Origin of the sequence: Methanolobus sediminis (assembly GCF_031312595.1) — an archaeon.
Lineage (GTDB): Archaea > Halobacteriota > Methanosarcinia > Methanosarcinales > Methanosarcinaceae > Methanolobus > Methanolobus sediminis.
In genome coordinates, this window is record NZ_CP133592.1 from 159,737 (window position 1) to 174,437 (window position 14,701).

A 14,701-nucleotide genomic window follows, 5' to 3' on the forward strand; every position below is an offset into this window, starting at 1 on the left:
ATACAAAAATGACAATGATAAAATCATAAAAAAGAATATTATAAAAGCTCTTTTTTTGCATATAGCAAACGCTGAACCATTGTTATGTGTGTAAGGATAACGATCAGGACAATGGATTCCATAAGATAGCCGCTAAGTGAACCTGCAACAAGGATGATCATACGCTCCGGTCTTTCGGCAATACCGATATTCATTGAAGCTACTCCTGCGCTTTCCGCTCTGGAACGCACGTAACTCACAAGGTACGAGCCCATGATGGCAAAGACGACCCAGAACCACAGTGGCACTGAGAACAAGCTGGTCTGGACGATAGCACCGGTAACTGAACCGTAAATGATACCAGCAAATATGATTGCATCTGCATACCTGTCACATACGGAATCCAGTACAGCCCCGAATATTGTCATACGACCTTTTGCCCGTGCAACGGCACCGTCTATCATATCAAAAAAACCGCTGAAAAGGATAAGTAAACCTCCTGTTATAAGGTCACCTGTCGCGAAAACAAATGCAGCCCAGACACTAATCAGAAGACCGATTATGGTGAGCGAATTTGGAGATAATGGGATCCATTTCACAAATGGTAATATCGAAGACCTGATAGTATCTTTAAGTTCACTGAACATTATATTCCTCTATCCTGTAACTGTTGTAACTATTTAGAATCTCATTCTATTTCATCTGTTGCATTTTATGAAATTAAAATGCACAGAGTAAATAGAGTTCCTCATTATGATGATAATCATTAGATAGTATAGTAGAGAAAATAATATATACTAATTTGAGAAAGCATTAATTGCAGTTAGTAATTTCACAGGATAGGAATAGATCAATTTGTGAAAATACCTGGGGTGTTGTACCCGTTCTATTAAAAAAATCGAGGAAAGCAAATGAAGACCGAACGTAAGATTCTGGTGTGCGAGAACGGAAAACTGGTACTTAGAAAAATATCACTTGCCTACACGGACTCTAATGGGGGGACCGCATATTTGTTCGAGCCTGAAAAAAAGGCAGAGAACACGACAGAGAACTATTACGAACGCATAGAGAACAATTTCCTGCTCATTGGTCTTCTCAGGAAAGCTGATATGTCAAAACTCAGCAATGAAGAGGTTCAGGCTCTTATGCTCAAAAAGCATGAAAAAGAAGATACTTTCCTCAGGGCTGGGAGAGCCAACGGATACAACCTTGGACTTGACATGGACCCTGATGATATCTTGAGATTCTACATCTCACTTTCACCCGAAGAACGCGTTGCTCTGGAATGTAAGCCCTGAGCACATTTTTCTTTAACTTTATTTTTTAACTTACATTTATTTTGTTATTATTTTGTTTATTCTGTTAGAATAATCCTCTCTTTTTCATTTTTTATTATTTTACACCACAATACTCAAAGTATTTATCAGGCTAACACCTCTTTGAACTAAAAACAGGTCACCGATCAGAATATGTGCTCAATTACAGGCTTTTTTAATAATGACAATTCACTGGAATATGCCCTCAGTTCCCTGGAAATCACAAAGAACAGAGGACTCGATGGAATTGGGATCTGCACTGCTGAGAAAGTTTTTCGTGCAGAAAATGTAGATTCACTTGAAATTGACAGTGAAATCCCTGAGAGAAATGTATTGGGACACAGACTGCACTCCATGGTCAACTTTGTCCTGCAACCTCTTGTTTATAAAGGAAAAATGGTTGCCAACTGTGAGATATACAACTGGAAAGAGCTTGCTGAGAAATACGAGATCGAAGCTGAGAACGATACTGATCTGCTGATCCAACTAATTGAGAAAAGAGCCATAGAATCTGAGACCGACATGATGCAGCTCATAGATGAGGTGCTCCGTGAGGTTATCGGTGTCTACGCCATCGCATACTGGCTGAATGACACAGTTTACATTGCAAGGGACATTGTTGGCCTTAAACCACTCTGGTACAGCAACTCTGGTTCTGGTGGCTTTGCATTTTGCTCTGAGAAAAAAGCACTTGCAAGGAATGGTTTTGCAGATATCAAGGAACTCAACCCCAGAGAGATATTGGCTTACAACATCAAAACCGGAAGTCTTGAGAAATTCAACAGGGAATTCTTCTCTATTACACCGGAACACGAAGGCAGCATTGCAGAACTTGAAAAAGTAATGCTTGAGAAACTGGAAGATGCAGTATCGATCCGCATGCCGGAAGAGAAGTTCGGAATCCTGTTTTCAGGAGGACTTGATTCTACAATAATTGCAAGTCTCTGCAAACTTATGGGAAAAAAGCCGGGAATTGATTTTACATGCTACACCGCTGGCCTTTCCGGAGTTCAGCTTCCACCTGACGTGGAATACGCAAAGAAGATGGCAGAAGAACTCGGACTCGACCTGAAAATCAAAATCATAGACCTTGATGAAGTTGAAGAATATCTCAAAGACGTGGTTCCTCTTGTTGAAGACAGCAACGTTCCAAAAGTCGGTGTTGCACTGACAATGTATGCAGCATGTGTGGCTGCAAGAGAAGACGGCATCAGGGTGATGTTCTCCGGCTCAGGAGCCGATGAGATCTTTGCAGGTTATGACCGTCACAAACGTTCCACAGATATAAGCAGAGACTGCTATGCTGATGTTCTGAAGATCTATGAAAAGAACACATACCGCGATGATGTTGTTTCAATGAACAACAACATCGAGCTGCGTGTTCCTTATCTTGACAAGAGGTTTGTGGATTACTGTCTGAAAATCCCGCCTGAGTACAAGATCAATGAAGAGCAGAACAAGCTCATACTCCGCATGCTCGCTGAAGAGATCGGCATTCCTGCCGAGGTCAGCCAGCGCAGGAAACAGGCTGCACAATATGGAAGTCGTTTTGACAAGGCCATCGGGAAACTTGCAAAGAAAGCAGGCTGTAAAACAAAGACTGACTACCTGAAGCAGTTCTACGGACAGCCAAACCTCAAATTGGGAGTTCTGTTCAGTTCAGGCAAGGACAGTAATTATGCAATGCATGTTATGCAGCAGCAGAACTATTCCATAGAGTGTCTGATAACCATCAAGAGCCAGAACCTCGACTCATACATGTTCCACACCCCTAACATTGACCTTGCACGCCTGCAGGCAGAAGCAATGGAACTCCCACTCATCGAAGAACTCACTAAAGGAGAAAAGGAAAAAGAACTGGATGACATGAAGAATGCCATCATTCGTGCAAAGGAAGAGTTCGGTATTGAAGGTGTTATCACCGGTGCTCTTTATTCAAACTACCAGCGTGAGAGGATCGAGAAGGTTTGTGACGAACTCGGACTAAAGGCGTTCTCACCCCTGTGGCACATTGATCAGGAAAAAGAAATGTACCAGCTCCTTGACCTTGGATTTGAATTCATTTTCAGCAGTGTAGCTGCATACGGTCTTAACAAAAACTGGGTAGGCCGTATTATCACCGAAAAGGACATCGAGAAACTTGTCAAGCTCAACGAAAAGATAGGACTCAATGTTGCCGGTGAAGGCGGCGAGTTTGAGAGCTTTGTAACTGACGGACCGATGTATCACAAAAAGATAGAGATTAAGGAAATGGAAGTCATTGAACGGGATGAGTACACAGCAAAAGTGGTTATCACCAATGCTGTGCTTGTGGATAAAGATTGATGTTCTCACATCTCTCTGTTATCGATAACTCTCTTACTCTTCTTTTCACTACGTGGCAATGCTCCGATTGGAACACATTCCACATCAACGCTTACACCGATGAAATCATGGAAAGCCTTGTTCATCTGTTTTGATCTCTGTTTATTGGCCTCAGGATCATCAGCATTCTCGATTTCAACCCTGAAGAGCATACTGTCCCTTCCGCCTTCCCTTTCAAGAATTATCTGGTACTCACTGCTCACACCCTCCACCCTCATGATGACATCCTCTATCTGTCCGGGGTAGACATTAACGGCCTTGATCTTGATGCGGTCATCAGTACGTCCCAGCAAACGGTCAATACGCGGGAAAGGACAGCCGCATTTGCATGGTTCCGGGTAGATACGTGTCAGATCCCTTGTCCTGTAACGTATGAGCGGAGCACCTTCTTTTGTGAGAGTGGTGATCACAAGCTCACCGAGAGTTCCATCCGGCAATGTTTCACCGGTAACAGGATCTATGATCTCAAAGAGTAAGTGGTCTGACCAGTAATGAAGACCATCATGTAGTGAACAGTCTAGAGCAATCCCAGGTCCGTAAATCTCGGTCAGGCCAAAGATGTCATAGGTATCTATTCCCAGCTCGTCCTCGATACGTGCCCTCATCTTAGGACTCCAGCGTTCGGAACCTATTATACCGGTGGTCAGGTGGATCTTATCTTTCAGTTCTCTTTTAGTGATCTCCTCTGCAAGAAGGAGAGCATAGGATGAAGTGCTCGTAAGAGCTGTGGATTTAAGGTCCTGCATCATCCGAAGTTGTTTCTCTGTGTTTCCCGGACCCATAGGAACAGCCATTGCACCCAGAAGTTCCGCACCTGCCTGGAATCCGATACCAGCTGTCCATAATCCGTAACCGGGAGTTATCTGTATCCTGTCCGTATTTGTGAGCCCTGCCATCTTATAGCAGCGCATCATCATGTCAGCCCAGACCTCTACATCCCCTTTTGTGTACGGAATAATAACAGGGCTTCCGGTTGTACCTGAAGATGAATGTATCCTTACGACTTCTTCATCAGGAACAGCCTGTAATCCCAATGGATATGCATCCCTTAGTTCCTCTTTTGTGGTGAAAGGAAGCTTGCTGATATCCTCAAGAGATTTAATTTCATTAATATCAACGCCAGCTTCTGCAAACTTTTTCCTGTAAAACGGACTGCCTTCGGTAACTCTTTTCAAAAGGTCCATGAGACTGGCGGTTCTCTTTTCTATGGACGTATCATAATCACAGAGATTGCGGTAATCAGCATCATTTTTCTCTTTGTCTGCAAGCTTCTTGCTATTGTTATCGTGACAGTTACACATTCAACTCACCCTGTGATCATTTATCCTCATTTGTTTCCCTGCAGGATTTTACAGATTTCCCTGAAACACTTTCAATAGCTTTGTCAAAGACCCTGCGGTTAACATCCCTGTACTTTTCAGGGATCATCTTCTCAAGCACACCCCACAGGTATTCTTCAGAGAATGGCAAAAGGCCAGCGCCTGCGGATGCTGCTATCATGGCAACATTGGCAGCCTTGTATGTTCCGGCATCTTTTGCAAGTCCGGTGAAATCTCCTGTAATGATTTGCGGACAGCTCTCTTTCAGAAACTCCAGTATCTTCTCGGGGTTGTATTCATCGCATCCCTGAGTTGAAGGCATAATAGCATGCTCATTGACAACCATATTACCATCTTTGCTGAGGAAAAGAATATTTCTTGCAGCTTCTGCAGGTTCAAGACCTATAAGCAGGTCTGCTTTTCCCTGTGGAATCAATGAGCCGCATACATCGTCACCTATTCTTACATGGCTGGTTACTGAACCTTCTCTCTGGGCCATTCCTATGGTCTCGGCTGTAGCAACATGGAAACCTGCATCCATTGCAGCGGTAGCAAGTAAACGGGAAGCCAGTACAACACCCTGACCACCTACACCTGCAATGAGAATATCGAATTTCATTTTCAGGCCTCCTTCAGTACAATTGCACCAGCCGGACAAATCTGTGCACACAGACCACATCCACTGCAGGTGTCCTGAATTACAGGAATGCCAGATGATATTGAGAATATTGCAGGACAACCAAGCTGGTTGATGCACAACTTGCAGTTGGTACACTTGTCCTCATCCACAACATATTGTCCAGTTGCCTTGCATATAGCAACACATTTACCTTTGAACACCACAGCAGACGGACCTTCAAATTCCATTGCCTCGGTAGCTATATCCATACACTTATCGAGGTCATCGACTTCAATTGTTTTTACCATGCCGACACCACAGCTTTTGAGAACCTCTGCAATGTCTATCATCTTTGCAGGGGAGCCCATGGCTGTCAAACCTATACCGGGATGAGGCTGGTGTCCTGTCATTGCAGTTGTACGGTTATCAAGCACTGCAATCGTTATGTCAGCATTGTTATAGACAGCACTTACAACAGCAGCGATACCGGAGTGGAAGAATGTGGAATCACCTATGAATGCAACCTGTTTTGCTTTCTTACCCTGCATGAACTCAGGAGTACGGGAAAGGCCTGCTGCCACACTTATTCCTGCACCCATGCAGAGGCAGGTATCCACCATGTTAAGAGGACGTGCATTTCCAAGAGTGTAACATCCAATGTCACCTGAAAATACTGAATCGATACCTTCCTGCTTTTTCATTTTAGCAGCAACTTTCTTGAAAGCATAGAATACTGTGCGGTGCATGCAACCTGCACATAATGTTGGAGCACGGATAGGAAGCGGTGGAATATCCTCTGGTTTTACGGCTGCAACTGAATGAGAAAGCTTGAGATTCTGGCTACCTATGTTATCAAGCGCGAGGTTGATGCTGTCCACAACTACATCAACATCATATTCACCGCTTACAGGGAAAGAACCGTTCTTCTTTCCGTGGATATTGATATCAAGATGATATTTGCCTGCTATTTGCAGGAACTGCTCTTCCATATAAGGGTCAAGTTCCTCCACAACTATCAGGTCGGTTAAACCTTCCATGAACCCAAGAGCCGCATTTTCAGGGAAAGGATATGCAGTGCCTGCTTTGAAAAAGGAGAACACATCAGAATGCTCTTTTATTGCTTCCTTTGCATAAAGAGCGGAAACACCGGAAGCTGCAATTCCTATTTTGCTACTTCCCTTTGTGATTGAGTTAAAAGTATTGTCATTAAAGTATTCTGAAAAACGGTCAGACATTTTGACCTGTAGTTCTTCAAGAAGAGGATGACGCTGGGCTGTCAGTTTAGGAAATATAGTCCATCTTGTATCCTTCACAAATCCTTCAATATCCCTTGTTACTGGCTCAATGTCCTCAATGAGCACATCCTCACAGCCGTGGGAAACCCTTGTTGTAGTTCTCAGAATAACAGGAGTTTCAAGCTCATGTGAAAGCTTAAAGGCCAGTTTTGTCATGTCATAGGCTTCCTGCGGGGTTGAAGGGTCAAGAACAGGAATGTTGGAGAAGTGGCCGAACGCTCTTGTGTCCTGCTCGGTCTGGGATGAATGTGGTCCTGGGTCATCGGAAACAAGAATTACAAGTGAGCCTTTGATGCCTATGTAAGAAAGACTCATTAGAGGGTCTGAAGCTACATTCAGGCCGACCTGTTTCATTGTTACAATAGTGTTGGCACCGGAATATGCAGCACCAACTGCTGTTTCAAGTGCTACTTTCTCATTGGTTGCCCATTCGGCATAGATACCGTACTTTTTTGCATGTGAAATGATGGTTTCCATGACCTCACTGGATGGTGTGCCAGGATAACCGCTTGCGATCTGGAGGCCAGCTTTCATGGCTCCAAAAGCAATGGCTTCGTTGCCCATTAGTATACGTTTACCGGTCAATGTCATTCCTCTTGAATGAAGATGAATAAAAGATAAGAAAATAAAGTCACGATTACTCATATCTTAAATATGAATTTTATATATCGAAATGCTGACCTATGCACTTGTTTGATGAAATATAAATGTTTTGACACTTGTTTTTAGAACCGAAGCTCATAGACATGAGGAGGAGAGATTTATCAGCTCTTGTATCTCTTTAATGATAACAGTAAACCCGATGAAGAAGAACTTTAAAAAAGAAAGTGATGATATTCAGTTGATGTGGATCTTATATTTCTTTGAATACTTTTGCCAGGGATTCCCCACGCACATGAATCGAAAACTCTGAAAAATAACCGAAGGGAGTGGTACGGACATCAATCCCTTTGGATGCGAGCTTTTCTTTTATATCAGTGATAATTTCCATGGCAAACTCAGGAGATGAATTACTTGAAGAAAGGTGAGCGAATGAATGAAGGACTATCCGTTCCTTACCCACCTTATTCAGATACCACTTTAAGTTCGACACTGCACTTTTCAGGACCTTGTTCCTTCTGTTTTCATCTTCAGCTTCCGAATGGATGAAGACAACTGCCGTGTCCTCTATGCGTTCTTCATTTTCGGCATCATCTGCCTGCTCAAGGTTCTTACGGAATGTTTCGTACCAGAAATATTCGGTATCGAACATTAGTAATTTCATGTATTCTCCTTCCTATGTTCTCAGCCTATACTGCACACACCGTTTCCGTGAAGGTAGTTCTCATTAACTATGTCCGTTATCGAAGGACTTTCACCACATACAGGACATGTTGGATCCCTGCGGACCTTTATCTCATCAAAAGACATATTCAGTGCATCATAGAATACAAGCCTTCCTTTAAGAAGGTCACCAACACCCAGCAAATATTTTATGACCTCAGTGGCCTGCATTGTCCCAATTACACCAGGAAGCACACCAAGAACACCTGCTTCCTGACAACTCGGAACCATTCCTGCAGGAGGAGCATGTTCAAAAAGACACCTGTAACACGGTCCTTCATCAGGCAATATGGTCATCACATGACCTTCAAAGCGAAAGATACTCCCGTGGGAAAGAGGCTTCTTTGCAAGCACACATGCATCATTAACAAGATAACGAGTGGCGAAGTTATCAGAGCCATCCACAACGATATCATAATCCTTTATGATATCAAGTATGTTGTCAGGACTGATCCTTTCATTATAAGTGATCACCTTCACATCAGGATTCAGATTCTCTACGTACCTTTGTGCGGATTCCACCTTTGGCATTGACACATTACCTGCATGTATTACCTGCCTCTGGAGGTTGCTGATGTCCACGATATCATCATCAACAATACCAATTGTCCCTACACCGGCAGCTGCAAGATATTGTATTACCGGAGAACCAAGACCCCCGGCACCTATACAGAGAACCTTTGAAGATAAAAGCTTCTGCTGTCCTGTTCCTCCAACTTCCTGTAATATGATATGTCTTGAGTAACGCTGGATCTGTTCTTCTGTAAAATCACCTATCATCTTTAACTCCCTGAGACCGGAAAAGGTTGAACATCATGGCTCATATTCGTTTTTCAGAGAATGGATAAGTTGTAATAAATATGTATAGAAAGAGGCAATATTGTGTCTTTTTTTGTTGAAAAAATGAATGCGGCTATATTTTCCTCTATACAAGAACAGATGTAATTGCAATAACTAACCTTTCACAAACTAAGGCTGCTCTAAGAGTACAACCTTGAATGATTTATAAAACCCTCGTGTTGAATTTCTAAAAAAACTGAAGATATCCGCAAGGGAAAAATGGATGTGAAAAACAAATGGTATTGATCAAGTTCTCATCTGCCCTGAACGATGTTACAGGGACAAGAACCACAAGTATTGAACTGGAAAAAACTACAATCAAAAAACTTTTTGAAAAGCTTATCACCGAATACGGCAAGGAATTCGAGACACGCCTGATGGAAGGAGGAGAGATAAGAAGGTTCGTCAATGTTTATGTTAACGGAGAGGACATACGGCATCTTTCCGGCATAGATACAAAGATAACAGACAGGGACGAGGTTTCCGTACTGCCGGCAATCAGCGGGGGATGATCCATCATAAGTGAATCCATATACCCATCAAAGACGGTGAATACATGACAGAATTAAGAATCGGACACCTTTCCACCATGTATCACAGCTCGTTCATACTAATGGGAACGGACTGGCTGGAAAAGGCAGGTATAAAGCCCCAATGGAATCTTTTCGGAGGAGGACCTGCAATCGTCAATGCACTGAAGAACAATGAGATAGACATAGGTTATATCGGACTTCCTCCCACCATGATTGGAATTGACAGGGGTCTGAAGGCCAGGTGTATCGCAGGCGGGCATGTCGAAGGTACGGTGATGATAGCCACTGCCGGATATCGTACCCTTGAAGAATGCAATAACGATAACATACTTTTTCTGGAGCAGTTCAGGGGACTTACTATTGCCTGTCCGCCCTCGGGTTCAATTCATGATGTGATCATCAGGAACTTCATAAAAGAAGCTGGCTTTGAAAAAGACATAGAGGTCCTGAACTACGAATGGGCAGACATGATACCAGAGGCGATGATGGACGGGGTGATCGAGGTTGCCATAGGTACACCTTCCCTAGCAGTTGTAGCGGAAAGATACTGTGATGCCAAGATCATGGTCCCACCGGAAAAGCTCTGGCCGGATAATCCAAGCTACGGGATAATAGCAAGCCAGGAAATGATAGATAATTCACATGAAACTCTTTTGAAGTTCATAGAACTACATGATAAAGCCTGCCAGTTCATCCGGAAAAACACTGAAGAAGCTTCGGAACTTGTCGCAGATACCATAAAGATGGTTGATGCTGACTTTGTACGGGACATGTATGAAGTATCGCCAAAATACTCGGCAGCCATATCTGAGAACTATATTGCATCTACCATGAGATTCGTGGATGTACTGCATGAACTGGGATGTATTTCAGGAAAGCTGATGCAGGAAGATATTTTTGACCTTCGTTTTGTGAAGGAACTTCAACTTTAGATATGTTGCTTCAAAGAAAACAAAAAATAATCATAAATGGACTCTGTAGAAAACCTACTTCAATTTTTATTTTAGCATATTAATTTAAAAAGAATAAATCCCCTGAGTATTACTCACCACAGAAAACACAAAGGTGATTATTGTGTTTGTTCCAGATTGAAAATCTGGAACTCCCATTAAATCTCTGATTTAATGGCTTGTCTAATAAGTACTTAAAGATGGAAAGGTTAGAGGTGTAGCTAAATTTGAGTATAAATGTCTGAAATTCTACACTCTGTGATTGTACTACCATTTTTAACTTCATAAAAAAGAAACAGGACTCTTATTCAGTCTTTCTGCAAGGTGCTCTTTTGAAAAGAACATTTTCCGATCATATGCAATGATAACAACAGCCACAATTATTAGAATAATAGTCTCGATACACTTTGTGTTCTGGGTTATATTCAGTAGTTCCTGGGACATATTAACAATGAAGTGAAAGACCATGGCAGCAATGATGCTTTTCCTGTTCTTTATGCAGATCCAGCTGATTATTATTCCCATTGGAATGATGCTAACAAAAAAGTTCACACCGTACCAGAAGCTTTCATTGAATATCTCGTACTGGTAGGAATTGTTGACGAATATCAGCGGAAAATGCCAGAATGACCATAGTACACTAAAAATAAGCGATGCTGTAAAGTAAGTATAGCGACTCTGCAGGCTGTCGAAGGCATAACCTCGCCATCCGAGTTCTTCAAAGGTGGCTGCAAGCAGGAGAATCAACAATGCGGGGATGCTTCCTGCAGAAAAAGAGAAACCTTCCGCAAACTGAAATTGTGATGCAGTTTCTCCGAAAAAAAGGGAAATTAGTATTGATATAAGAACTGACAAAGGCATTAACAAAATAAATACAGGCATAATCTTTGGCTGTATTAACCTGATATTAGTAAGCCTGTTAATAAAATCATTTTTCAAATCCACATTCTTTGAACGGTAAATCATAATAAGAGATATTAGAAATGGTGTCATAAGCCCTGGAAGCATTATAAGCATGTATAAGCCGCTTCCACCATCATGAAAGCTCAAGTATGCTCCTGCAAACCAGAGAATATAGGTTACGATAAAGGTTGAAAGATAATAGATGCCGGGTTTGTATTTGTAATTAGGTAGCATTATTTTTCCAGATATGTAATTGTTAGAGTATTATAATTAGAATAACTTGAATGTATATATAAAGTAAATCTGTCTTTTGATTTTTTAAAATATATCATTTTAGCAGTCCAAAAATGAAATCTATCATTAAGCAAAAAGTAGAAGTTCGCTTTTTTGGACTGACCTATTATCCAAAAACAATTAGAGGGGGTAATAGGTAACGCCAAAAAACCGAACTTTTACTTAAAATAAGATATGTCCGCAGGATTTGAGAAAGGAAAAAATGAACTGATGTGATATTTCTAAATGTTACCCGCTAGAAAAGAACAAAAACTAAGTAATTTCACTAAAAACTATTTACAGGTAGTCTATTTCTTTTCACTATAAGCCAGGTACTTAGTGAAAGTTCCGCAACAGCCATTGTTAACATAATAATTACCCCAAGTGTTTCAGGTAGATGGAGATCCACAAAAAATACAATATATGTAAACGATGCAAATATCAACAATATACCAAGGCTTTTCGGGATATATCCTGACTTGAAGACCGAATAACCAAGTACAAAGATATGTAAGGCAAAAAATATGTATCCGATAAGTTTTATGGATGCATAGACATACACATTGATAATTTGGAATACTAGAGCAAAGATACCGATTACAAGAATACCAGCGTATAGTAATCTAAGAGCTGCTGTAATCGACGCGAGAGTCTTGTTTGCTTGTTTAAGCACTACATAAAGTGTGAGACCAATAATAGAATCACACGCAAGTACGAGTAGATAACCAACAACAGCAAAACCAAATAGCCTCCCATTAGCCTCAATATCCCTGGCTAAAACTGCAGTATCTCCGGGTATTACAAAATTAGCTAAAAGAAAATCATCAACTAAGGTTACAATGAAAACCGAGGTTATAAACGCAATCCCTAAAACCATTGCCGCTTTGCTTGGCGATAAATCAGTGATATAATTTTTCATTTAAACCCCTAAACAATAAAAATATCTCACCCATGATATATAGTTTTACAGACAGATGTCAATAGTCTTTTCTCACAGCAGGAGTACGCAAGTTCAAGTTTCCTGTTTCCCTAATCCTTTTTTAATTTCCTGAAATGTATTCCTTCCTACTTTCCTAAATTGAGCTTGCTTTTCGTCTTGTCAGGTATGTATGAACGCTTAAAGCTTCTTAACTCTCAACTTCTTTTTCATGTAAGATAATTTATATATCACGAATAATTTCAGTACCAGTAGCTACTATTGGAACTTCACTTCAAGTTAAGTATAAATCACTGCAAACCAAATTTAAAGTGATGTGGAATTGACCTGAATTTCATATCATGGGGGCAATTAAATGAGAAACAAATTAGCTATACTATTTTGCCTAGTGGCATCTTTGGTACTGGCAACATCTATTGGAGCCGCTGCACCACTGGCAGCAATAGATATTGAGAAAGCAACCAATGGTTATGATGCTGATGCTGCACCGGGTCCTGAGATAGAAGTTGGTGACCCGATAACATGGACCTATATTGTTACAAATATTGGTATTGAACCTCTGGACAATGTTATTGTTACAGATGATCAGGGTGTTGTTGTAAGTTGTCCATTGACCACACTTCTACCTGGTGAAACCATGCAATGTACAGGCTATGGTACAGCTGTAGTTGGTCAGTATGCAAACTTAGGTACAGTTGAAGCTACGGATCCTTCAGGATTTCAAGTGTCTGATAGTGACCCTAGTCACTATAATGGTGTTGAGGATAATGAGATCCCAGAGTTTCCAACTATCACTTTACCGGCAATTGCAGTTATTGGTCTGGCATTGTTCTTCCAGCGTAGAAAGGCTTAATAATTAATTGATTGGAGGTTTTATCCTCTATCTATTTTATTCTATGTAAAATCACTTTATCAGCAGGCTATTCCATAATTCTAATCTTTCCCTAACATGTGCATTCATAGTAAACGTTTTATCAGCTTCAGCATTCTTCTTCATGTAGTGCAATGTACCTTTAGAGAATCCTTATCTCACTGGTTCTAAAACAAAGCTATTTATGCGGGGAAATCGAAACTTTATATAAACATACTGTATGAGTGTGTTTGTGTGGGGGTACGAAAATGAAAATCAAACAAAGTATACTAGTCAGTTTTGGAATGTTTTTATTATTGTTGGCCGTGGGGACTTCAGCAGCAATAGCTCCAATAAACTACCCGCCAGTAGCAGATGCAAATGGACCATATGAAGGTTGCGTAGGTTCAACCATAACCCTCGATGCCACTGGTTCCTATGATCCAGATGGATATCCTTTAACATATGAGTGGGATCTCGACAACGACGGGGAGTATGACGATGCTACGGGTATGTATGCCTACTATACATGGAATAGTGTCGGCACATATGATGTAGGTCTCAGGGTTACCGATAACAGTGGAGCCTGTGACATTTACGTCGCCCGTGTAATAATCAATAACTGTGGAATTCCAGAATTCCCAGCCATTGCTCTCCCAGTAGTTGCAATTCTTGGACTGGCATTGTTCTTTCAGCGTAGAAAAGACTAATAAATAATTGATTGGAGGTTTTTATCCTCTATCTATTTTTATTCTATGAAAAATCAGTTTATCAGTATTCTTTTTCATGTAATGTACCCTTAGATAGTTCTGAAAACGGTCAGGTAGGGACTTTTGCGGTGGTTCAGGTATTCTTTGACCTTAAAAGAGATGATGATGCTAGGAGCGATAGCCATGATTCCTTTAAGGTAAAGAAAGAGGAAGAGAATCAAAGGATTATACCGCAGAAAAATGGTATGGGAATTTGACAAAGAATTGTATCACAGAAATCTGGTTGAAACGATGTTCTCTGTCCTGAAAAGGAAATATGGTGAAGAAATAAGAGCAAAAAGGTATCGGAATCAACTAAAATAAGTTAAATTCAAACTATTAGTGCATAACCTTGACAGGTATGTCAAGGTTATACTGTTGTCAAAATGATGCTTTCTACAGAGCCTAAAAAGGAAAGCTTCAGCTTTCCCACTATTTCATAATCCTGTCC

At 41.1% G+C, this 14,701-nt stretch carries 15 protein-coding genes and 1 pseudogene; 8 read left to right on the plus strand and 8 right to left on the minus strand.

The genetic code is table 11. The annotated features are described in order from the left end of the window. Window positions 1-38: 38 nt before the first annotated feature. Window positions 39-626, minus strand: coding sequence for a CDP-alcohol phosphatidyltransferase family protein (locus tag RE474_RS00760; protein WP_309311089.1), 588 nt, complete (start codon window positions 624-626; stop codon window positions 39-41). 264 nt (window positions 627-890) lie between these two features. Between RE474_RS00760 and RE474_RS00765 the strand changes: the two genes are divergently transcribed. Further along, window positions 891-1,277 (plus strand): hypothetical protein, encoded by a 387-nt coding sequence (locus RE474_RS00765; protein WP_309311090.1) that lies wholly within the window; start codon window positions 891-893, stop codon window positions 1,275-1,277. A 171-nt stretch (window positions 1,278-1,448) separates the two neighbouring features. After that, window positions 1,449-3,620 carry a diphthine--ammonia ligase gene (locus RE474_RS00770; protein ID WP_309311091.1) on the plus strand — a complete coding sequence of 724 codons (2,172 nt, stop codon included), beginning with the start codon at window positions 1,449-1,451 and terminating at the stop codon, window positions 3,618-3,620. A gap of 5 nt (window positions 3,621-3,625) precedes the next feature. On the opposite strand, the gene RE474_RS00775 is transcribed toward RE474_RS00770, so the two are convergent. The 5 genes from RE474_RS00775 to moeB form a co-directional block, all read right to left on the minus strand. Then, window positions 3,626-4,960 carry a phenylacetate--CoA ligase family protein gene (locus RE474_RS00775; RefSeq protein ID WP_309311092.1) on the minus strand — a complete coding sequence of 445 codons (1,335 nt, stop codon included), beginning with the start codon at window positions 4,958-4,960 and terminating at the stop codon, window positions 3,626-3,628. A gap of 16 nt (window positions 4,961-4,976) precedes the next feature. Then, complete coding sequence (locus RE474_RS00780) at window positions 4,977-5,597, minus strand: indolepyruvate oxidoreductase subunit beta (protein WP_309311093.1); 621 nt, start codon at window positions 5,595-5,597, stop codon at window positions 4,977-4,979. A gap of 2 nt (window positions 5,598-5,599) precedes the next feature. Beyond that, entirely contained in the window at window positions 5,600-7,483 is a 1,884-nt protein-coding gene (gene iorA / locus RE474_RS00785) for an indolepyruvate ferredoxin oxidoreductase subunit alpha (RefSeq protein ID WP_309311094.1), read from the minus strand. Window positions 7,484-7,745: 262 nt separating this feature from the next. Further along, window positions 7,746-8,156, minus strand: coding sequence for a threonyl-tRNA synthetase editing domain-containing protein (locus tag RE474_RS00790; RefSeq protein WP_309311095.1), 411 nt, complete (start codon window positions 8,154-8,156; stop codon window positions 7,746-7,748). 20 nt (window positions 8,157-8,176) lie between these two features. Beyond that, window positions 8,177-8,995 carry a molybdopterin-synthase adenylyltransferase MoeB gene (gene moeB, locus RE474_RS00795; protein WP_309311096.1) on the minus strand — a complete coding sequence of 273 codons (819 nt, stop codon included), beginning with the start codon at window positions 8,993-8,995 and terminating at the stop codon, window positions 8,177-8,179. A 296-nt stretch (window positions 8,996-9,291) separates the two neighbouring features. Here moeB and RE474_RS00800 point away from each other — a divergent pair, with 296 nt between their 5' ends. Together RE474_RS00800 and RE474_RS00805 are read left to right on the plus strand one after the other, a co-directional pair. Then, window positions 9,292-9,567 carry a ubiquitin-like small modifier protein 1 gene (locus RE474_RS00800; RefSeq protein WP_309311097.1) on the plus strand — a complete coding sequence of 92 codons (276 nt, stop codon included), beginning with the start codon at window positions 9,292-9,294 and terminating at the stop codon, window positions 9,565-9,567. Between the two features lie 44 nt (window positions 9,568-9,611). Beyond that, window positions 9,612-10,520, plus strand: a complete 909-nt coding sequence (locus RE474_RS00805; protein WP_309311098.1) for an ABC transporter substrate-binding protein — start codon at window positions 9,612-9,614, stop codon at window positions 10,518-10,520. Window positions 10,521-10,820: 300 nt separating this feature from the next. On the opposite strand, the gene mmrce1 is transcribed toward RE474_RS00805, so the two are convergent. Next, window positions 10,821-11,675 (minus strand): MmRce1 family CPBP family CAAX prenyl protease, encoded by an 855-nt coding sequence (mmrce1, locus tag RE474_RS00810; protein WP_309311099.1) that lies wholly within the window; start codon window positions 11,673-11,675, stop codon window positions 10,821-10,823. Window positions 11,676-12,000: 325 nt separating this feature from the next. After that, window positions 12,001-12,633, minus strand: a complete 633-nt coding sequence (locus RE474_RS00815) for a DUF4386 domain-containing protein (protein ID WP_309311100.1) — start codon at window positions 12,631-12,633, stop codon at window positions 12,001-12,003. Between the two features lie 373 nt (window positions 12,634-13,006). On the opposite strand from RE474_RS00815, the gene RE474_RS00820 reads away from it, so the two are divergent. The 4 genes and pseudogenes from RE474_RS00820 to RE474_RS00835 form a co-directional block, all read left to right on the plus strand. Continuing rightward, window positions 13,007-13,504, plus strand: a complete 498-nt coding sequence (locus RE474_RS00820; RefSeq protein ID WP_309311101.1) for a CLIPPER-2 domain-containing protein — start codon at window positions 13,007-13,009, stop codon at window positions 13,502-13,504. Window positions 13,505-13,827: 323 nt separating this feature from the next. After that, the gene (locus tag RE474_RS00825; protein ID WP_309311102.1) at window positions 13,828-14,211 is read left to right on the plus strand and encodes a PKD domain-containing protein; all 384 of its coding nucleotides are present in this window, start codon (window positions 13,828-13,830) and stop codon (window positions 14,209-14,211) included. An 11-nt stretch (window positions 14,212-14,222) separates the two neighbouring features. Further along, window positions 14,223-14,468: a hypothetical protein gene (locus RE474_RS00830; protein ID WP_309312274.1), complete on the plus strand. Its 246-nt coding sequence runs from the start codon at window positions 14,223-14,225 to the stop codon at window positions 14,466-14,468. Then, window positions 14,380-14,693 (plus strand): annotated as a pseudogene (locus RE474_RS00835) (hypothetical protein); the annotation flags it as partial. The gene RE474_RS00830 and the pseudogene RE474_RS00835, both read left to right, overlap by 89 nt. Between the last annotated feature and the right edge of the window lie 8 nt (window positions 14,694-14,701).